Source organism: Paenibacillus tabacirhizosphaerae (assembly GCF_040812395.1).
GTDB lineage: Bacteria > Bacillota > Bacilli > Paenibacillales > NBRC-103111 > Paenibacillus_E.
In genome coordinates, this window is record NZ_JBFNXH010000009.1 from 126,555 (window position 1) to 148,362 (window position 21,808).

Consider the following 21,808-nt stretch of genomic DNA (forward strand, 5'->3'; position numbering starts at 1 on the left):
AAGTTCCCCTTCTTCTCACTAAGATAGCAGACAACCTTTATTGGAAGATTAAGGGAATGTAATGATTTTGATAAATGTGGCGAGCACAGCGTTATTGGCGGAACTACGATGCCTTATTCCGTGGAAACGTCCCCTTTCTCCCCCTGAAGAGGAACTGTGGTGCGTTAAATCAGCGAAACTGTGTTTAAACCCGAGCATTTCCTGCTTATAAAGTACTGTAGTTCCGCAAAATGCCCATACAACCGAAAATACCGCCTCTTAACGCACCTACGTTCCGCTCACCCATGCAAAAAGGCGATCTATCGCAGATAGAGACGGTATTTCAATACTCTATTTGAATACTCCAAACCGCTGTGGCACTTCCGGATCTCCTACCTCCATCATGCCAAAATTCCCGTATCGCACGATGCGTCCGGAGTCTCTTCGCTCTGAGAGCGTCACACGCACAAACCTAACGACATATGCTTCCTGGCGTGCTAGAATGGTTATCCCTTACGCTTTAGTTCTGTAAAGGATTAAACATTTGTCAAAAAAGGACTGAAATCAAGCCTACGCTTGATTCCAGCCCTTTCAAAGAATTAATTAAAATCGAGATCGATCAAATCCGAATTGACGCCAATCGCAGCCCGGCTTCCTTCCGCCGCCGCAAGTACCAACTGTGCCGGCCCGCTGAACGTCGTATCTCCCGCTGCGTACACGCCCTTAATATTCGTTCTCCCAAGCACATCGGTTACGATGCCTTGAAGCGAATTTAGTTCACAACCTAAAGCTTCGGCGAAGGAAGCAGATGCGTTGGACCATCCCGGCGTCACGAATCCGCCTGCTCTCATCACCTCGGTGCCATCCTCGAACACGACTTTGGTTAAAAGCCCATTATCGCCTGCAAGGGAGGCAATCTTCTGATCATAGACAGGAATGCCCTTCGACGCGAGCTTATCTCTTTGCTCAGGGGTCAAGCTGTCGCTGCCATTCGTGCATAAGACGACATCCTGGCTCCAATTCGTTACGAGCTTTGTCATGTGGAAGGCGTGATCGTTCTCAGAGATCACAACCAGCTGCTTATCCTGAAGCTCCCAACCATCGCAATACGGGCAGCTGAACAAGCTTTTGCCGTAATAATCGCGGAAACCGGAGATAGCCGGATAAGTTTCTTTCAGTCCAGCGGCTAAAATAACGTTCCGTGCCTGGATCGTCTCCCCTGACTCTGTTTGCAACTCGAACAAACCGCCGTTCCCACCATCCTGAGTAACCCCTGTAACCCGCTCACGCTTCACCTGAACCGAAGGATATTTCGCGACATCACGATGCGCGATTTCCCTGAATTCGGCAGGCTTCACGCCATCCCTCGTAATAAATCCGTGCGACTCGTGGGTGACTGCATTTCTAGGCTTATTATCGTCAAATAAAACGACTTGGCGTCTGGATCTCCCCAAGACTAGAGCAGCATTGAGGCCAGCAGGACCGCCGCCGATTATCGCACAATCCATAATCATGACTCATCCCCTCCAGTGCCTGCTGAAGCGGCTTCCATCATTGCGGAAAAGGCTGCGTCAATAGCATCGCCGCTTCCCCCTTGAGATCCTCCGACCGTTTCCGCCGTATACGCCCACCAACGAATGCGAACTGTCGCCGGTTCAGAACTCATCTGCGTTTTCACGCCAATTCGGAAGGTGCCCTTTTGCGGGTAAGCGATTGTGCCAATCTTCAGCTCTGGCAAATCCGGCTCGAATTCGCTGCCTTTAAATACATCGGAGGAGCCGCCATATACTCTCTCCCCGCTGGATAACATGTCTGAGAACGCATCGGCGCTGCTCTCTTCCAGACTGGTCACGATCAGTACATTGCCTTCACCGAGGCCGTGCGCGATCTCACCGGAGAAGAAGCTCTTCGTCGCTTTCCCGAATGGAGAAACGGATATTTTCGTAAATGGTTCGATCGGAATATCGACGACACCGCTCTGAATGCCTGCAGGCCCGCCTCCTCCGCCGGTTGGTATGCTCAAATCGAAAGAGAGCTCGCTGCTTGCTTTATCGAAGTTCACTTTAAGCTCCGGCTTTTGCCCCGGCGCCAAGCTTCTAATTTTGGATTTCGTAATAAACTGTCCGCTTGCCGCTTCTTCCCGATCCTCACCGGCTTGGCTAAGCCGATACATCACGGACGAATTGTAGACATATTCGCCAAACGGAACTTGCTCTACACGCTCAATGACGTATGTAGGTCCCATTTGGAGCAGCCCGATACGGGCCAAATAAATGCATGGCTCCGACGGCGCATCCAGAGAAGCTTCAAGGGATTGTTTCACGAAGTCGTTCATTAGACGCTCCTGAACAGGTCCGCTAATCACTTGAACCTCGCCAACATCCTGCGAATGAAGCTCCAGCTGCCTGTCGTCCAGCTTCAAGACGGAGCTTTCAGGCAGCAGCCCGATGGTGCCTTTCACAGAAACCGTACTGTCTGCGCGCAGCAGCACCTTGATTTCATACTCGGTTTCTTGCAGATCCTGAGGCTCTTGGAAAACGATTGTCGAGCCGTCCAACACTTCCAAGCGATCAGTTGCCGCCTCGTATTGAAAGAACAACTTGCCAGCTTGCAGCGTCTTCTCGAAGCGCAGCTTCATTTCGAACAGTTGGCCCGGATTCACATAGCGAGGCATCGTTTGCAGAACGCGCACTTGACTGTCCTGATAGAGGACTACCGTATGATCGGCAAGTTCAGCCATCGGCAGCGATGCAGGGTCGGGAGCTTCCTCCCGGATAAACAAACGATAGCTCTCCAGCACCCGATTGTATTCGCTGATTTCATCCGAACGAACAGAGGAATTCGCAACAGCATGTACGGGCTCTTTGCCTTTCTCGTCATAAGCGATGCAGAGATAAACGTTTTTGGCATACTCGTTGTTGCTGAAGCCGTCCATCATCGACAGTTTTAACGTCACAGGCGAGGGCACGATAATTTCCCTGCCGAGCGTATCGATGGCGGCCCCCATTTCAACGGAAACCGATTTGTCATCCACAGCGATGACTTGAAGACCCGTCAAAACGCCCGAACCATGAAGCAGACGATTCATCATTCTGCGCTTGTCGTTGAAATACTTTTGCTCGGACTCGAAATCGCGCACCGTCAACAGCTTGCCATAGAAATACCGATTCCGCTCGAACGGATAATAGCGTGTTTTTTTCACAGGAAATCCCCTCGCCTTCTTAGACTTAAGTTCATTTATTCTAATTCGGAATCCAGTTCCAAACGGGTATGTACGTCCATGCGTTTATCGCGATCGACATCGATCAGCACCGTGTTATATGGCATTGAAGAACGCTGGTCGAGTGTCAACAGTGTAGGCTCAGATAAATAAGTATTAATCCCCAAATACGTGTGCATATCCGCATACATCCAAGGCTGCAAAACAATTAACTTGCCCTCTGTATATGCTGGCTTCTGATCCTCAATAATTTGCTCGATCACAAGCCGCTGGGCGTCCGTCCGCACGTACTCCGGCAGCAGCATGATGCAGAAGCAATAAGGATTATCCCCGTACAGATTGGCAAAAAGCTGGCGCAGCTCGGAGGTCTCTTGCATCTGTTTGAACTGAAAATACTCCAGTAAAAACGGTTCCGAGCCTGTGTAAATATGCAGCATGCGGATCAAGCCTTCCCGCGTGCCTCGCAGCTTGTAGAGAACGGGTGCTTGCTTGATCAGTTCCCTCAGCTTCGTTTCGCCCCAAGCCTCGTGATCCGTGATGGCAAGCCAGCGCCCCAACCATTCCAGATAGGTGCCGGACACCGCATCCGGGTCAAAATGAGAGGAAATATGATCGATCTTATCCTCCATATCATCGAAGAAGGTACTGAACATGGCCAGAAACCGCTCCAAAAACGGGCTATGCTCCTCATCCTGCTGGTATATGGGCGGCAAATAAGCGATCAGCGACGTCCGCGGGAAGTAGACTCGAAGCTTTCGGATGAAGGGCGTTCTCATTTCACTGCCGACCAGCCTGATTTTCAGCCATAAATAACGGCCTTTGGCCTGCATGAGCAGCGCATCCTTCGGATTAAGAATCGGCTCGGACCACAGCCCTCGCGTCGCATTCAGCTTCTCCCGAATCGATAGGCTCGGGTCGCCCAGATACTCGCTGTAATCGACAAACTGGCCATCAACGAATCCTTCCTTTTCATCCGATGCAAAATACGAAATACGTATCTGTGTCTCCTCAGGAATGTCCGCATCCAGGCGAATTTTGTGCCATTCGGTTTCCGACTCTGTCGTGTCCAGCTCCGCGGAGAAATACACGGCCTCCGGCAAGCCCCCCTGTTCCATCTGCATCGTTCTGGCTTGCAAATCAAGCAGGCCAATCTGCCCGATCTCCCGGTCAAATACGTACATCCGATTGCGCCCATCGTGCTGCAGCTTATCCGTTCGCCCGCGGAAGCTGGTTACTTTATCCAGCGGTTGTCCGTCTTCGCGAAACTTCAATATAAATCGTTCATTTCCACCCTCTTGCTGCGCATAGCCACTGTCCCCTATATAGAGATTATGATTCGTATCAATGGAAATGCCGGCGAATTGTCCTGCCTGCTCGATCGCAAAATGTTTCGGATCCCGGCCGTCTTCATAGAACACCATAACGGTTCTGCGTACTGTATCCAGCAAGGCTACCCTTCCTGCCGCAGCAGCGGTATAAAATCGTCCAAGGAGTGAAACAACCTCAGTGCTGCTTTCTAAACGAAGCGCTGAATGCTCGTACACTTGCACCACTTCTCCGGCTGCATTCCACTGTAAAATCCCAATCCTTCCGCCCTCCGGGACTTCTGGACTTCCATTCATACCAATCTTAATGTCCAAAGGAACTGTGGTGTAAATCTCACGATTTCCGCCTACTTTTGTATTCACGGTAAGCGGGAAAAGCTCTTGCCCGTTCCATTCGCTTACAGACCACATCGTTTGTCCGTTTGAGGCTGAATACACGCCTAGTCTCCGCTGACTATTCGCATCGGCAACGATAAGATGATCAGACATCGAAGCCAGCATAGCGTGGCTGCTGAACAGCTGATGCCCTTGCCGGAACAAGGCTTCCCTATGGTGATTCTCAACATCGTACACCCATATGTTGGAAGCAATATCCAGGAGAAAAAGCTTCCTGCCAGGGCCAACCGTTAAATCGCGAATCATCTCGACGCCTTCCGCTTCCAACTCTTCTGTGCGAACGATGCGATGAATGGCATACCTCTCCGTCATCTTAATCGCAAGTCCTTGCTCCTGCATGTCAATATTCGCCGCATAGCCCTGCTCCCAATCGAGCGGTTTGTTGAGTGAAAAAAACGTCTGACCATTTTGCATCGTTCGTCACCTCTTTTCGTTATACATCCGTTTGGCTCATGACTTCCACCTCATGATCGCCTGAGTAAACCAACGCATATGGCGGGATATGAATGTCTCCGGCAGCATCTTTGTGGAACCCCGTACCTTCCGCATCCAGCCAAATATCCTGCACATACACGACGCCCTTGATGCGAGAAATCACGCCATAAATATCGCCCTTATACACCGACCGTCCAAAACGCCATCCTTCCGAACCTTGTCCATAGTCCATTGGTTGCAGCAGCTTCCTCAGCTCTTGAACGATCCGGCGCTGCTCGCCGATATACTTCGGTTCCATGACCACTACGGCATGCACGGTAATTTTCATATATGCTGCCTGGATCACATGCAGCTCCGTCGTTAAAAGGCGATACACATCCAGATGCTGGCGAATGGTTTCGAGAAAGCCCTTGCTTGCTTTCGGCTTATCGCTTTCACTATAAGGAACAACCGCGATAGTCATCTGTGCGGGCGCTTTGGCCTTCGGATAATCTCGCATGCCCGGCTTATACAGCGGAATCGCCTTCACGCGCGCGACGCGCAGCCCAGGTGTCGCCTTGGCGATAGCCTCATAGTCCTCGCCGGTAACGGCCCGAGACGGCGTCTCCAGCTCCCGCTGCACGCGCAGCTTCGCTTCATGCAGCGTTTCGGCTTCCAGTCCGCCTTGCGCAGGGAAAGGATTGCTCACCGTCACGCCCGGCTCAGACGGTAAACCGGTCACGAGGCCGTCCTTGACGTTGCCTCGCACACCGCCGCCCGCTTGCAAGGACAAGAACCGAATATTCGGTTCTGTAGACTTGGGCGGGATCCACCCCGCTTCGTTGTTGCCGAAGCGGATCATATGAGCCGCAGCGTCGTAGACGTAATGCCGGTCCGTGGACTTCGAGTTATCGAAGTCATCCACGGACTGCCAGTCGTCCCAGACGACGCTGTCCGAACCTCGGGGCCGGCGGCCGACCTGCAGCAGCATGCTGCTGGGCTTGTACGACCGGCCTCTGCCGATCTCAATGGCCTGCCCGGGCAGGCCATTGCTGGCTCCCACGAAACGGCCGTAGTCGAACTCGGCCGTATAGGCAATGAGCCGCACCCGCTGCGCGCCTTGCGGCGGGATGCTCCCGTGCACCCCGTCGCCGAAGTGCAGACGGGTGGTGCGACGAGCCGAGTCCTGCCGGATCTCGCAGGCGAGGTCGTCCGGGCCGCAGGCCTTCAGGTCCGCGACGGTGTGCCAGTCGCGCCAGTGCCCTTGCTCGTCCTGCACCTGCACCGTGTGCAGGCCATAGTATGCCAGATACGAGCTGGCGATGAAGTTCTGGTTCGCCTCTCCGCTGCTATCGAAGGCAGCGACCTCGCTGAAAGTTTCCTGCTCTGCTGCCTTCGCGGCATTCAGAATGACTTTCTCAATCTTCGGAGGCAGCTCATAACCGTCCTCCTCCAGCGTACAGCAAATCCAATAGCGGGGTTTATCATCCGCTGGATAAACCGTAATCGGCTTCATTTCCGATGTGACGCGGAAAACAAGCTCTCCGCTCTGAGACAAATGCACCGACGTGTCCTGAACGGTCGTCAGGGGCAGCCAGCTTTCGCTTTGTCCCATCTGCTGCCCGGCTCCCGCAAACGTCCAAGCCACTTGCGCCGAGGATATAAGCGGCGTCGTACCGTCTTCCCGTTTGCCCACCGTCACAGGATAAAGTTCATACAGCTTGAAAGATACCGAAACATCCGCTTGCTCCGGGAGCGGACTGCCGAATCCAAGATACAGATGCGTCCCTTTACGCGCAGCAGGGCCAAAGGCGTAATAGGGAATGCCTGCACGATTGTTCGACGTAAAATCCGCCGCTGCCGTTTCCGTGCGAACCAGCACTTTCTCTAACACAGATGGCACAAGTTCCGCAGTCTCCACTGTTTCAAAACGTTGGTCCATCGCCAGCAGCGGTGTCCCTTTAGGCAGCACAAGCTGCTGCTCCATGCCGTCAAATGTTACATCACAAACAGCGGACACAGCTTCCCGTGGACGTATCCCGAGCAGCTTCAAAAACTTGCGCTCGCTGCGCTCCGTCACCCGGTTTAAATAATACTGCTGCATCTCCGTCATCCATGACATCAACTCCAGCAGCGTAATGCCAGGGTCGTGCGCATTCTCATCCGTCCACTCCGGGAACAGCTTTGGAATCGACTTCCGCGCTTCCATCATCATCTGTTCAAACATGCGATCATCCAAATTTGGCGTTGGCAGCACTTGTGCTCACCTCCTTGTTGTTATTTGATTAAGGGAGTAACTCCCACTTTCTCCGCACTCGCCACACTTTAACGCTGATAAACATGCTTAAACGCACGGCTGCTCCACTTACGGAGCTGTTCACTGCCTTAAGGCCCTACAAAGCCTTAACAACAACCTTGTGCTTGCCACTCACAATAATGCCGTGCGGCAGCACAGGCAGTCGATTCACGTCGAGCTCAACAGGCTCGCCATCTTCCAGCTTGTACACCGTCATGTAAAGTTTCTCAACATGGTTAATCGCGCGTATGGACTTCAGTAAAGCATAGAACACCGAAGGATGAATTTGCTGGCCGATCGCCCAGCCCGTTCCATCGAAGTTACCCGTCAGCGGATCAAGGAAACGATGCAGTTTGTCCAGAGCCTGCAGCTCGGTGGCAACGACGGCATCCATGCCTTCCACTGCGACAATGGCAGAGACGGAAATTTCCATGTAAACAGGCTCGATGACTTGTATCCGTTCCGGGAAAGCAACGAGACTCGAAGCTCGCTGCAACATATATTTCTCTACTTGCTTCTTCAGTTCAGGAAACGCGGAGCTTCCCTGCTGGCCTTCTTTCGGCAGGATGACCAGGGTCATCGCGCCGATTTCCTTTTGCATATAGGCGTTGTGATTAGGGACGCAAGTTACCTTGGCGATATTCGGGTAGGCCTCGCGCGCCAGCCATTCGTAATCCTTTGCTGTTACGGCTCGATCCCGATGCTTCAGCCATTCGGGGCCGCGCTCAAGGGCGGATTCCATCTTTTCCGCTTGGCAGCCGCCTGATGCCCCCTCCGGATTGTACACCGCACCGACATAAGCTATCGAATCTTGCATCTGATTAATTTCTCGGGCGGCGACATTCCCTACTTGACCGGATGTAACTTGGTAAGTAACCTTGATCTGTTCTAACCCGCCTTTTGGCGGCCTCATCCCATGAATACCGTCGCCAACACGAATCCGGCCAAACGTCCGGTCGATCATATAATGACGGTCGCGTCCTCCTGAATCAGCCAAGTGTCGCACTTCCGTCCAGCGAACCCAGAGTCGGTGCACATGGCCTTCGCTGTCCCTTGTCACATCTAGTGGCGGTTCGCCAATCCGCTCATACTCAGCAATTTCCTCTTCGGTTACAAAGTCCGTCTCATCGACCCATACTTCCTCGGACACGATGCCGCTACGGCTCAGCTGGAAGTCGGTTTCATCCAATCCCCTGGCATCAGGAACTTCTCCAACGATTGTTTCTTGCTGAAGAATCTCAACGGTGTTCAAGTAAAGGCCGTTAATCGTAGGCAGCGGAATGCGTCCAAGCGGATCATCGTATTTATCATCTCGGTTATTCACTCGAAGCCAATATCCTTCAACGCCAAATTGCTGCGCCAGAGCAAAATCAGCCGGTCCCACGAATTGCAGCGTACCACTCTGCGTAAAACCGTGCGTGGCGTCGATAACCTTGAGCGCCGCCCATTCCGGGGGGCTTCCAGGCAATAAACCCGACCGCAAATATTCCCACTCCAGCAGCGGAATATCCTGTTCGGCAAACCGTTGTTGTTTCACCGATACGTACAGCGAAATCGGTCCTTTGACAGGAGGCGTGTCAAAGGAAAGGTGGAGCGCAGGGTGGCTGCCTTCGAGCGGCTGAAATGGCTCGAAAGCACCCTCAAGCTGGCGGATGTGCCTCGTCCGATCCTCATAAACCGTGTTGTTCAGCGTCAAACAATGCTGCATGGCATATAACCGGTCATCATAATTGTATGTCAGCGCGACATCCTCCATCCAAGGCGAGAGATAGATGGCTTGCGCTACATAAGCATTCTCAATTTGCAAAATACGCGCCCGTATCCAGCAGCTTTCATTCCCGTTCACATACGTCGCCTCTAAATCGACCGGACAGCGGAACTGAATTTGTTTACGGATCTGCTCCTCCTGCGGATAGTAGAACAGCTTCTCGGCATCCTTCCCTACCTCAAGCCGCACCCAGCTTGCTCCGTTCCAATACTCCCAAACGACCTGCATAACCGTCACATGCACGACAGGCGCTTTGTCGAATTTGGATTTTTTCATGACAAGCTTCCAATCGATAGGCTCGTTAACTTCCGGTTGGAAGCGATTTTGGATAGCCCTCAAACCGAAGCTCAGCGTAATGTCCCCATCCCTTTTCGTAAAGACTTCCCGACTTCCGATGTAGAAAGAGCCATACAAAGCAAATTGATCCCCAAACGGATAAAAGCCCGCCGGGTCCGCCTCTATATCGTTGTAAAACATTTGATCAGGCCGAATGCCTCCTGCCTGCCTCACCTCTTCGTAATCGGTTTTGACCGAAATGTTGTCCATCGCGAGCCGGCTTTCCGCAAGCGTTTGGCCGCCTGCTGTCAGCGTCTTCAGCCTGCATTGAATCCAGCGGCCTGAAATGCCGTCCACCTCACGTTCGGCGATTTCGCCAGATTGCGTTTTGCTCAGCACGATTCGATTGCCTTTCGCTTCCACTTGGTCAAAAGGATGCCAGCCATCTTCGCTCGCATAAAGCCACTCGACAAGCTGCGGATCGGCCAGTTGGCCGCACACGGCAAGCTCCTCATATCGTTTCTTAGAGTTGCGAATCTCGAGTTCGATGCGTGCGGAACTGAATAGGGTGAAAAGGTGGCTATGCTCAAAAAAGATCGCATGCTCCTGCAAATTATCTCCGTCCTTCAAACGGAAGAGCGCCGTAGGCGCCGCTTGCCCTAATCGCGATGCCGTGACAAACTCTTCGGCAATTCGGATGATCGTATCCTGCTTGCGGCTGGTCGCGAACATATGGGTCAGATTCGCCGGAGTCAACAGCACGCTGCGCGATGTCTCATATAAAATATTGCTTTCTTCGCCGCTTGCTGCAACCTGTGTGCCGGCAGAAATGAAGACAGCTTCCTTCGTCCCCTCATTCAGCGCAAAGGTCAAATAAGATCGGGCCGGACGCGCTGGAAGCAGCGTCACATCGAACATATTCAAGAATGAAATCAAATTCTTCGTCGGCACTCGGTTCAAACGTTTGATGTTCTCATGGAACATTTCCGCGAACATCAGAAACAACGCCGATCCCGGATCCGGATTCTCAGGTGTAAACCGCCACTCCGGCGTATAGTACGGAGCCATTTCCTTCATTTGAGCAATAAGATCAGGAATTTCTCTAGCATCGATTTTAGGAGGCTGCACCGTTCCACCTCCTTTCTGTTCGCATCATCATCGCTTCCGCAACCTCTTTCTTTAATTCGAGCCCTCGTGTAAATAAAACGGATACACCTGGTTGAATAAATTGTTTGTCGTGCGAACCAGATAAGAAATTCGAATCATCACTTTCCCGTGTTCATCCTGATCGGGGACAGCTTCTACCTCGACTTCTTCCACCCTGGGTTCCCAATTACGAATGCCTTCCTTGATGCTGCTCTCCAGCAAATGCAAGGTTGTTTCATCGGTCAGCCCGAAAACAAATTCCTGTACGCCGCAGCCGAAGCCAGGACGCATCACTCGCTCGCCCTGTGTCGTACCGAGAATGACACGGATCGCCTCGGCAATGTCCTCTTCATATTCGGACATACGGATCCGTCCCGTCGCAGGATCTACCTGAATCGGGAACTTCCAGCCTCGTCCCAAAAATGCTTCCGACATGAGGGCACATCCTTTCATACGTGGTCATTGCACTTAATTGATTTTCACCAAACTGCCTTTGATATTGATAATCCCGTCCGATTTAATATCCAGAGAAGCTGCCGCTTTAAGCGCCATCGTCGCAGAAGCCTCTATGTTCACTTGCGTCGACTTGATTTTGATTTCCTTCGCGCTTTCGATCGACACATCGCCTTTGGCGTTCAAAGTAATTTTGGTCGCGCTGCTTTTGACGGTAATTTCATTGGCAGAGCCGCCTTTGATCAGAATCTGATTGTTGCCGCTTTGATCCGCGATTTCAATGCTGTCATCCTTGTCGACGAGTTCAATGATTTGGCCTTTTTTAGTTTTGATCGTAATGCTTTCTTCACCGCTTTTATCATTAAACGTCAGCTCATGCCCTGAGCGCGACTTGATTTTGCGGAGATCGTTTTTATCCGTGGGGGCCGGAGGTTTATTTTTCGGATTCCACAACATGCCAATCACGAACGGCTGGCGAAGCTCGCCAAGGTGAAAAGCAACCAGCACTTCATCTCCCACCTCGGGAAGAAACAGGCTGCCCATGTCTTTGCCGCCCATTAATGTGGCGATGCGAACCCAGTCCGTTTCCGTTTCTGTCTCCTGCAGGGGAAGCTTGAGTTTCACACGTCCCAGCTTGTCGGGATCGTTATTGTTCGTAACCATGGCGACCATTACGCCGCCAACTTTCTGACTGGCGAAGTCTGCTGCGCTGCCTAGCGTAATATCCGGAAGTTCGAACATTATACCGCGTTCCCCCCTATCTGAAACCGTGTCATATAACCACCATCGTCAAGTACGTGTGTAACGCTCGTCAAATAGTAGGTCTGACTTAATTTTTTGCCTACCCCATCAAGCTTGATGTAGCGTCCTGCGCGAATTTCCGGAATGCCAATACACTCGCCCGATCCACTGATCAGCTTCATTGAACGCCGGTTGAGCAGCGCCTCCGCATAGCTCTTGGCCTCTTCCTGAGAGGTTACGTTCGTGTATATGTTTTCTATGAAATCCCCGCTTGAGGCTAGTAAATCCTTCCCTGTCTTCGCGTTGGAACCCAGCTTTTGGATCGTGCCGGACACACCTTCGATAATTTTGAGCTCCTTGTTATCCCATGCGCGCACAGTTACACCAGTTAACTGCTCGGCCAAATTCATATCAATCGATAAATTGCGAATGGTTTTACCCAGTTCTAACGTTAACACCGGTGTCATATTGGTAAGCGGTTTGCGAAAATATAAATTTTTCCCAACGACGAAAAAATCGTAGTTGACCAGATTGGCCAAGTTTTGGATAAAATGATAGTCATTAATACGACTTTGAGAAATGGTTGGAAAAAGCGTCGTTGTCGCATCAATATGGACTTTAGCTCCATAGGTTTTGGCAATTTCGTTGACAACATCACTGTATTTTTTGTTATTCCACGAGCGCGATTTCGTGCCCTTCATCATGAGGTAGGAGAAATCCATCCCGCGCACGATCAAACCTGGCGTCCCTTCTTCAGGGAAATCGATAACTACCGAGGTGATATAACCGGAAAAAACCGGCGCTAGCTTATCCACATACCCTAAGCTAATCTCAATCGCCTTGCCTAGCGTAAAAATCGAAAGCCACTGAAAGTCGCTTGACATGATGTCGTAAGCATTCGTTATCCGGAAAGAAAACGAATCCGCTGTACCATCAATTGACGTCTCCACACGAATGGTGGAAATGGCTATATTATCTGAAATTTCACTGCCGTCTACGGTAATTTTATAGCCCGGCGCAAAAAAATCTCTATATTTCTTACCCAGTTCATCATAGGTAAAGGAGCTCGATTCCAGTTGGATGCCCATCGGATTAATCCAGCCTTGGGACTGAAATGCGGCGTCCCGTTTGAATTTTCAGCGGATTATCGATTTGGTTGGCCTTCGCAATCTCACGCCATAAACCGGGATCCTCGTATTCCTTGGCGGCGATCATCCAGAGCTGCTCCCCTTGTTTCAGCATTTTCTGCTTCGTTCGGTCCGCGGAATGGCGCGGGATGGTTTGCAACTGCTCCTTCTTGCTGTGCCAGGAGACGAACGTCACTTTAAGTTTGGCGCGCACCGGAATGCCAGATTCCAAAAACATCGTGAAGCTCTGCGCCACCTTCTGCACGACGCCTTTAAAATCCAGCGATCCCCAGACAAACCTGCATATGGGCGGTGCGTGCAGCTCCTTTTCTACGTCCAGAAGCCCAGAAATTTTCTTCGTATATTTGCGCACATCGGTCCCTTTTTCGTAGGTATCAAAAAAGAAATCCATCGTCAGCGAAGTCGTGCCGCCACTGACGAACTGTCCGACTGGCATGGACATGCCCGGCACTGTTTCCCAAGAATAGCTGTTGCTCGTGTCGAGGGAATACTCGCTCGGGTTGAACAGCACGTCCACTCTCTCTTTGCTATTTCCCTTGTCTACGATAATCATGGCTTTCTTGAGGGCCATTGGCGTCCATTCCTTTCTAAGCTTGTTGGCTTGCTATAGCGTTATAGTCCGCGACGTTGCCGTTCGAACTTCATTTTTTTCTCGATTTCGCGGTAAACCTTGTCCGCGATTTTGCCAACGTCCAGTTGCGGAAGCTTCTTCACAAGCTCCTGCAGCTGCTCCATGTCCAGCTGCGGCGCTGCCTGCTCGGCAGGCGCTGCGACGGGCTGGGCACTGTCATCGCTCCTCAGCGTGCGCAGCCAGTCCATATCCAGCGGCGTCTCAGCGAGCGCGCTGGCTTCCGGAGCTGGAGCCTGCTTGTGCTCCAGCATCATATGCGAGACCGGCTGCGCCGATGGTCTCGCTGCGTCCATCAGCAGTAGCGCCTGCTGCGCAGCGCTACTCGCGATACTGCTGCCATCCTTCGGCAGCAGTCGTGTCGCTTGCGCGCCTAGCATCGGCGCGCTGTGTCGTGGCGTGCCCATACTCGGCACGCCGGAAGTCACTTGCCGCTGCACCTGCGTGGGCAGCGGCTTTGCCGTTACAGCAGCAGCCCAGTTGAGGCTGCTGGCCAGGCCGGCGGCGCTGCCGAAGGCCGCCGCCAATATCCGACTGCCCGGCTCACGAGCGGGCAGTATCTTTGCCGCTGCGGCCGGCGAAGCCGCAGCGGGGCCTGCAGGAGCGGCGCGAAGCGCTCCTGCGCCGCTCGCCAGCAGCGGCATGACACGCGGTGTCATGCGTACGGGCTGGCGAGCCATCGGCGCGCGCGAAGCCGCAGCGCCAGTCCCTGCCCTTGCTGCCGATGAAGCGGCAGCAGGCCGTACTTCCCGCGCGCGTTGGTGTTCCAGCGCGCGCGTTCCAGACCTGCCCGTTCTATCAGGTCCAGGAGCTGAAACATTTGCCGTCGCCTGCAAGCTAACCGGCTGCTGCACCTGCTCGGTTGCTTGAGCCCGCCTTTGAACCACATCTGAGAGTGGAGCACGAGAACTGCTTTCTCCCTCCGCTTCAACACCGTGATTCCTCGCAGGCTCTCTCCAAACCGTATCAGTTGGGGATGTCCCCGATACTGCAGGCCCTTCCGGCGCCTGCTGCAGTTGCAATTCTCCTGCTCCCGAAGCCAAGCTGGTACCTACGCGCTGCAAGCTGTTCCTTGTAATTTTTGCAGCAAGCTCAGACGCCAAATTCGTTTGCTCCAGAAAACTCCTGGAGCTGGACACTGAACCTTCATCAGAAAGAAGCCGATGTTCGAACCTTTTACCATTTGCTGTTGTAAAGGGTTTTCGCAAAATACGATGGCCCTGCATATCTAAACTTGCCTTTATACCCGCTTTCGTAGCGGACGGCAACGTTTTATTCGTAATGAAATTGACGTTCAATGAAACACTTCGATTAACAAGCCCTGAGCTCGCCCCTCTGTCTGCATATGACTCGGAATGGCGATTTCCCCAAAGAACAGTAGGATCTTTCAACGTAAGTAATTTTCTAGCTGCAGCCCACACAAATCCTTGTGGAGTTAAGTTCGGATAGACACGTGAAGCTGATTGAACGCTGCGCTGCACACCTTGTTGTTCAATTACGTTGGAACCTGGCTGCCCCGTTAGTTTCGTCTTTGTAAACTCATTCGCTGTATGACTTAGTATTGCGCTATCACTGGCGCTACCATTTGCATGTGAACTGCTGCTTGAACTTACATTGGGACTTGTAGGTGCATCCGAGCTATTACTTGAAATAGAACTTGCTTTACTTACATTTACATCGGCGTTTACATTTGCGTTAGCACTTGTACTTGTACTTGTACTTGTACTTGTACTTGCACTTGCACTTGTACTTGCATTTGTACTTGCTCTTGCATTTATTTTTGCATGTGAATTTATGCTTGCATCATCATTTTCTCCAGCTATTCCACTATTGCCTACATAAGCACTTGGATGATCAATTGTACTTGCATTTAAATAATTACTTGCAATTGCATCTGAACTTCTACCTGCATTTGTTCTAGCGTTTGTACTTAAACGTGCAACAACACTTGAACTTGCACTATTTCTTGTAAATACATTGGAACCACTACTTACATTTGCATTAGTTGCATCTACATTTCCTCTACTGCTTGCACTTAAACGTGCAACGGCGCTTGAACTTGCACTACTATTAATTCCACCTAAACCTGCTGTTGCCTTTAAACTAGCATGTATTCTTGCATTAATATTTGAATTTGTATCTGCACTTGTTTTAGCGCTAGCACTTCCACTTCCACTTCCACTTGCACCTGTACTTGCACCAACATTACCATTGTTCCCCGCATTCGTGCGATCACTTCTAACCGCTATCATTCGCGCACTTCCAAAAGTATCTGAACCCACACTTGTAATCGATCTTGCACGAGCGTGCAGTCCTGAAGTACCGTTTGCTCCCAGACTTCGTCTTACGCTTCCTTCCGATGTCGCATCTGCGCTAGTCAGAACTTTTGTGAAAGGAGCTATGCTTCCCTCAACCTGTTCCTTCCTGTCATTGCTTACATCAAAAGCGGAGGCTTTTCTTCTCCCAGGAAATGACCTATCGGAATTCAAACTTTCCGATTTCCGAGTGCTGATCGATTTCCATAAAGTTATCGTCATTGGAGTCGTAGCGATTGATTCAGCAGACTTCTTTTGAGGCCTTCGACCATTAAATAGCTGGTCCAAAGCGCCTTCATTGCTATGAATTCTACTTACTCTCCGAAATAACGTATTCTTAGGAGCCAGCTCCGCTACTGCACGGAGGCTATCCATCGGATGCTGCGCCTCAGCCATTGAACTTACCATTGTATTCATACTTGCTTGTCTAGGATCATTCTCTTTGTTATGCCCTGCATTTTTTTGTGCAAAAAGTGAGGAAAATCCCTGCTCGGCCGTTTGTTGAGCTGCTTGTCGGGCGATTCTCACGCCAAAAGCCACTTGCTGTAGACGGCTGGACTGTACAATTTCGCGAGAACTCCCTATGGAATGCTCAGCGCTATCCATCTTACTCACAAATTGCAAACGGTCACTTTCCTTTTGCGGGAGAAAGCGATCTTGCGCTGGGTTGCGATGTGCTAATCTGCGGTTTGTTCCAGCCACGCTACGCATCGCAAATGGAATGCTCGAGGTCAGACTTGAAGCCTGAATGGCGTTAGGTATTGTTGCAGCCGTTAAATATCCTTTTGCCACAGATGAGCTATTCTCGTTAGGCTTGCTATTTGGTAAAGCAGCCTTCACGCCAGCATCGCTTGTGTCCTCATTATTTCTACGATGCGCAAGCTCCATTCGCGGGAAATCCTGCACACCTGCTTCAGAAGTGACTGAAGCCAACTCATTATTCTTAGCGCTGCGCATCAACAAGCTCTCGATAAAACGAACCGCTGCCGGAACAGAAGTCGTTGTGAACGGACCTTCTCCCAGCTTAAAGACCGAAGCCTGTGTTGAAGCCCGAACCTCCGCTCTACGTCCGCGATCAGCGAATAGCTTCAATTCCCGCTTCCCAGCAAGAATCGTCTCCACTGCATCAGTAAGCGAAGGCAAAGCATTAACGCTTGCCATCGACACGCTTAAATCGTTCATGCCCTCCTTGCCATCTTGAAACTGTTCCAGCCGCTTAGACGTACTGCGAATCGATTCAACATGCCGGATAACATGAGTATGCTTACTAATTAATGATGTTAACCTTCTATGATTAATCGGGCTCACCAGAGGCAGACGTGCTGCTTGCTCTTTATCGCTATTTTGCCGAGAGATCATTCTCACGGCAGCGGAGAGCTGCCCTAATGCACGCTGAATCAACGGTGAGCTTGCTTTGTTTTCGTTAGGAGTTGAAGACCATTTCAAAACACCAAGACCGTTAGTCAACCCTTGCTGATCTTGATGGCGATCACGCAGCTTTTGCCGCTTTCGCTCCGGTTGCAGTTCTTGATGCTCGCGTTGCCCTTCATTCAGTTGCTGCACTCGCCACTCCAGTCGTGACGCATGCCCGCTATGCATGAGGGTTGTAGTTTCTTCAGGTTTTGCTGTCTTGCTGTTCTTCTTACTTTTGCGGCCTTTCTTTTTGACGGGCTGTTCCTGTTCCTGTTCCTGTTCCGAAGATTCCTTCACCTGCACAGCTGCCGGTCTTTCTTTCAATTGCACCGTAGATGAAATAGGGCCTATCGGACCTGTCTGCGGAAGCATTTGCCCATAACGCTTTATCCATTGCTCCAACCTATGAATCGTCTCCCGCTTCGAAGCGAGAGGCGCCGAATCCGGATGCTGCAGGCTTTGCAGTTGCAATTGAAGCTGGATTACCCATTCTTTCTCATTAGATCCTGCCAGTGATGACAATTCGTCATCAGACAGCAGTCCATTTTGCCGAAAAATTAACGCCAATAAGCCTAAATAGTTGTTTCGCCAGAAACCATATTTGCCCATAATGCCGGAAGCAAACTGGTTCGATTGCCTGCCTGTGCGCCCTGCAGCGCTGTTGACAGACGATACGGCTTGAGCGGAGCTCTTCCTCTGTTTCACGAGGGGGATATGCGATTGTCGGGATGCCATGAACAACCCCCCAGCTCCTTATTTTTTGAAAATGGTCTTTAATCCTTCGTGCACCAGCTCGATAGACTCAATCGCCACAGTTCCACCCGTTGCGTTCAAATCGGGACCTTTCCATTTCACTGGAAAAGCACTAAAAAAATTCCATCGGCACACTTCATTCCCAGCCGTATTATTTAAAATAACCGAGCCGTTCTTGCGCCTGATCTTGCCTCTAGTTACGCTATCGTACCATTCCCATAGCTCACTGGAGTCTGTAATGCCTCTTTTGAGCACAATATTCGGATACTTCGTATGCTCGATCATATAATGGGGATGCGAGTTTACGCCGCCTTCCCAGAATGGCTTGACTTCCGTCTCGGACTGCATGCCCGTTACCTCGGAGAAGCCTCCGACAATCAGCCCATCCAGCTCTACGACGAAGCGGAAAGCTCCACCCACTTCATGTGATCTATTCAGCCTTTTTTCCTTATTGCGCAGCCTTCTTAGCCTTTTTATTTCATTCGCATCCATCAGTTACTCACCTCTTACCAAACACATCGAACGGATTGTCTGGTCTTTTGCTGCCATCGTCGTTCAAATTGCGGTTGATGCGGGAAATCTCCTCGCACCATTTGCGGCGCTCCCGATGCTCCATTGACATGATTTCATCATGATTCCAATGAAAATAGTAAGCGATGAAACCCGCTTCCTCATAGATCTTGTCAATGGGGTAACCCGTTATGCCCCCGCCATCTCGTCCAAAAAAGACACGTCCACATCGAATTCATGCTCACATTTCGGGCAGGCTGTATGTACCCTTGGCACTTCCATCTCATTGATTTGGCGATAAAAGTTTTGCAGAAAAGCCAGATCTGCTGTAAAAAACTTCTCAACCACCCGTGTATCTATAGCCCGCAAATCGCCAAGCGTCGTTATTACACGTGTCAGCAGGATAATCGTCAGATAGCCTGGGTTTTGCTGAACGCGTTGATCGCGCATGGGCAAAATTTCATCTGCAGCCGTCGCTAATCGCATCACGCCTTTTTTGTGCAGCGTTCCGTTATCGTCGACATATCCTCTAGGCAGCTCGAATTCATATTCCGTTTTGAAAGCCATGGGTTGATTGCCTCCTTAGAGTTAGAAAACTGACTTCATCAGCTTTGAAAAAAAGAAGAGTCAGGAGCCAGGGCTACCAGCCCCAGCACCTGCTCTAACGTACCATTACTTCGTGCGTGTCATACCTTCGTGAGCAAGCTCAAGGTTCTCGATCGCTACTTCGTTACCGGAACCATTGAAGTTAGGAGCCGTATATTTGGACGGCCATGCTTCGATAACTTGCCATGTAGCCACGTCAGCGCCTTCTTCATTGATAGCGATAATCGTTACCGTTTTGCGAGAAATTTTACCTTGAATGGATTCGGACATCCAATTGTACATATCCAAGGAATCCGTAACGCCCCATTTCAGGGTAATATTGCCGTACTTCGCCAAGCCAGGGAGCTTGCGAGGTGTAATTGTTTCATTGCCTTCACGGTATTCAATTACCGATAAAGACGCGTCAAAGCCGGATATTTCACTGAAACCAGCTTGTTGAATACCTTCCACTTCAATACGGAATCTAAAATTGCGGTATGGATCCTTACGTTCGCCAGCCATATATTTACCCCTTTCCTAATATGCAAAATAGCTACGTTCACGCGAGCCTATGCTTCGCCTATTCTTCTCTTGTTTTCTGCGTGATGCGGAAGATCACGAACTCGGCAGGTTTCACCGGCGCCACGCCGATCACACAGATCAGACGACCGTTATCAATATCATCTTGCGTCATCGTGCTGCGACCAATGTTGATATAGAACGCTTCGGAAGGACTTCCGCCCATCAAAGCTCCGTCTCTCCATACGCGTGTCAGGAACGCATCGATCGTACGCTGTACACGGGCCCAAAGCTGCTCGTCATTCGGTTCGAAAACGACCCAGTTCGTGCCGTTCTTGATCGATTCCTCGATAAAGATGAACAAGCGTCTCACGTTTACATATTTCCATAAGCCATTCGATGAAGTTGTGCGAGCGCCCCAAACGCGGATGCCTTGTCCGGCAAAGTGACGGATCAGGTTAACGCCCTGCGGGTTCAAAATATCCTGCTCGCCCTTGTTATACTGGCAATCAAGACCTACTGCGCCACGAACGACCTCGTTGGCAGGCGCTTTTTGCACACCGCGCGTTTGGTCGGAGCGGGAGTAAATACCGATGACAGAGCCAGATGGCGGTATGTAGATGTTGCGCTTGTCTAATGGATCGAACACTTGCAGCCACGGATTATACATTGCGGCGTAGCTGCTGTCAAAAATGTTGCGGTGCGTCATGACGTCCGCTACTTTTGTTTTCTCGCGCGGGATGTCGAGCACAGCAAAACGGCTGCCAAGATTTTCACAGTGCGCCACGAGGGACAACTGTACGTTCGGATCGGTTACGCCCGGGATCGCCATAATGCTGACCACGTCGTTGTCGATGAAGGACTGGATGCCCGTGCGTTTGCCAGGTCCATTGTCAGTCCCCATGAAAATGTCAGCCGTTACTTTGGCAATGGAGCCGTTGCTTCCGCCAGACAGAGCGATCTGAAATTTGCCAGTGGATTCGTCTTCGCCGGAAAGCACCTCGAAAGGAGCCACAGCGCCAAGGTCTTTGCCGTCTGTCAAATCCTTCACGGTAATGATATTAGAACGAGACAAAATTTTCTCGATATGATTCGCTGCGGAGATGTTCAAGGACACTTTTTCATAGGTCTCTGCTTCATCGCCGTAGAATACATGCACCGTGAATTCGCTTGTAGTTAACACTTTGGCAGGCAGCAAGTTTGCATCTACGACATCGCCTTCAAGAGCTTCAGCCAGTTCAATAACGTTATCCTGTGAAGTGACAACTTTGTTATATTGTTTAGCGCCCGCAATTTCAAAAGCAACCACATCGCCAACGTTAAAGCCGGCATTATTTTTTACGCGGTACTGTTTCTCGCTCAGCACCTCATAGATTTGTGTTTTTGCTTTACTGGAAGGAACGATCACAATGCGAACTTGATTGCCCCAAGTACCAGGGTTTTTGGAAGAGATGCTCAGGATCGCTGATTCCTTATTGCCCTCTCCTTGGTTCGTTGCTGGCTTCGCATCGGATGGAGCAACGCGCATGACGTAACAACGCGAGCCTCCATTCAAATAGAAATGTTCCACGGCATAAGAAAGGAAGCGATAATCGCCGAATTCGTTCTCCGACAAATAACTGCCGAACAAACGATGGAAATCCGCTACACTTGTAACCAATTGAGGAATACCTTGAATTTCCCCTCTTTGCGCAAGCCCTATGAACCCTGCCGTGCTTGTGCTTGCACCCTCCAGCGGTTGTGCCCCGCTGTCAAACTCTTCTACATAGACTCCAGGTGATAAATAATCAGCCATTGTTCCCCGGTCTCTGTCTGCTGCGCTTCTTGCCAATCGTTACGGCTGCAGACATGTAACCAGTTCTCTCCTTTCTGCTTGTGATTTAGTATAGAAGATGGACGTGTCCATTCTGCTAATTGAGCCCA

Annotated in this window: 15 protein-coding genes; all 15 read right to left on the minus strand. The window is 50.9% G+C overall.

All coding sequences use genetic code 11. The features are described from left to right. Positions 1-578 precede the first annotated feature (578 nt). The 15 genes from ABRS97_RS17060 to ABRS97_RS17130 all read right to left on the minus strand — a co-directional run bounded on the left by ABRS97_RS17060 (position 579) and on the right by ABRS97_RS17130 (position 21,680). Positions 579-1,493, minus strand: a complete 915-nt coding sequence (locus tag ABRS97_RS17060) for an NAD(P)/FAD-dependent oxidoreductase (protein ID WP_367815858.1) — start codon at positions 1,491-1,493, stop codon at positions 579-581. Continuing rightward, the gene (locus ABRS97_RS17065; RefSeq protein WP_367815860.1) at positions 1,490-3,181 is read right to left on the minus strand and encodes a hypothetical protein; all 1,692 of its coding nucleotides are present in this window, start codon (positions 3,179-3,181) and stop codon (positions 1,490-1,492) included. The genes ABRS97_RS17060 and ABRS97_RS17065 overlap by 4 nt, the downstream gene beginning before the upstream one ends. Before the next feature lie 35 nt (positions 3,182-3,216). Continuing rightward, positions 3,217-5,334 (minus strand): phage tail protein, encoded by a 2,118-nt coding sequence (locus tag ABRS97_RS17070; RefSeq protein WP_367815862.1) that lies wholly within the window; start codon positions 5,332-5,334, stop codon positions 3,217-3,219. Positions 5,335-5,353: 19 nt separating this feature from the next. Next, complete coding sequence (locus tag ABRS97_RS17075) at positions 5,354-7,591, minus strand: putative baseplate assembly protein (RefSeq protein WP_367815864.1); 2,238 nt, start codon at positions 7,589-7,591, stop codon at positions 5,354-5,356. 136 nt (positions 7,592-7,727) lie between these two features. Beyond that, positions 7,728-10,802, minus strand: a complete 3,075-nt coding sequence (locus ABRS97_RS17080) for a baseplate J/gp47 family protein (protein WP_367815866.1) — start codon at positions 10,800-10,802, stop codon at positions 7,728-7,730. A gap of 51 nt (positions 10,803-10,853) precedes the next feature. Then, positions 10,854-11,255: a GPW/gp25 family protein gene (locus ABRS97_RS17085; RefSeq protein WP_367815868.1), complete on the minus strand. Its 402-nt coding sequence runs from the start codon at positions 11,253-11,255 to the stop codon at positions 10,854-10,856. Between the two features lie 33 nt (positions 11,256-11,288). Further along, positions 11,289-12,014, minus strand: coding sequence for a phage baseplate assembly protein V (locus ABRS97_RS17090; RefSeq protein WP_367815870.1), 726 nt, complete (start codon positions 12,012-12,014; stop codon positions 11,289-11,291). Next, complete coding sequence (locus ABRS97_RS17095) at positions 12,014-13,102, minus strand: phage late control D family protein (RefSeq protein ID WP_367815872.1); 1,089 nt, start codon at positions 13,100-13,102, stop codon at positions 12,014-12,016. The genes ABRS97_RS17090 and ABRS97_RS17095 overlap by 1 nt, the downstream gene beginning before the upstream one ends. 4 nt (positions 13,103-13,106) lie before the next feature. After that, positions 13,107-13,733: a CIS tube protein gene (locus tag ABRS97_RS17100; protein ID WP_367815874.1), complete on the minus strand. Its 627-nt coding sequence runs from the start codon at positions 13,731-13,733 to the stop codon at positions 13,107-13,109. A gap of 41 nt (positions 13,734-13,774) precedes the next feature. Further along, positions 13,775-18,253 (minus strand): autotransporter outer membrane beta-barrel domain-containing protein, encoded by a 4,479-nt coding sequence (locus ABRS97_RS17105; RefSeq protein ID WP_367815875.1) that lies wholly within the window; start codon positions 18,251-18,253, stop codon positions 13,775-13,777. A gap of 18 nt (positions 18,254-18,271) precedes the next feature. Beyond that, complete coding sequence (locus ABRS97_RS17110; RefSeq protein WP_367815877.1) at positions 18,272-18,763, minus strand: phage tail protein; 492 nt, start codon at positions 18,761-18,763, stop codon at positions 18,272-18,274. Positions 18,764-18,770: 7 nt separating this feature from the next. Further along, positions 18,771-19,016: a DUF6760 family protein gene (locus ABRS97_RS17115; protein WP_367816015.1), complete on the minus strand. Its 246-nt coding sequence runs from the start codon at positions 19,014-19,016 to the stop codon at positions 18,771-18,773. Continuing rightward, positions 18,971-19,348, minus strand: a complete 378-nt coding sequence (locus ABRS97_RS17120) for a phage tail assembly protein (RefSeq protein ID WP_367815879.1) — start codon at positions 19,346-19,348, stop codon at positions 18,971-18,973. Before ABRS97_RS17120 ends, ABRS97_RS17115 begins: the two co-directional genes overlap by 46 nt. A 105-nt stretch (positions 19,349-19,453) precedes the next feature. Further along, positions 19,454-19,888: a phage tail protein gene (locus ABRS97_RS17125; protein ID WP_367815881.1), complete on the minus strand. Its 435-nt coding sequence runs from the start codon at positions 19,886-19,888 to the stop codon at positions 19,454-19,456. 58 nt (positions 19,889-19,946) lie between these two features. After that, entirely contained in the window at positions 19,947-21,680 is a 1,734-nt protein-coding gene (locus tag ABRS97_RS17130) for a phage tail sheath subtilisin-like domain-containing protein (protein ID WP_367815883.1), read from the minus strand. Between the last annotated feature and the right edge of the window lie 128 nt (positions 21,681-21,808).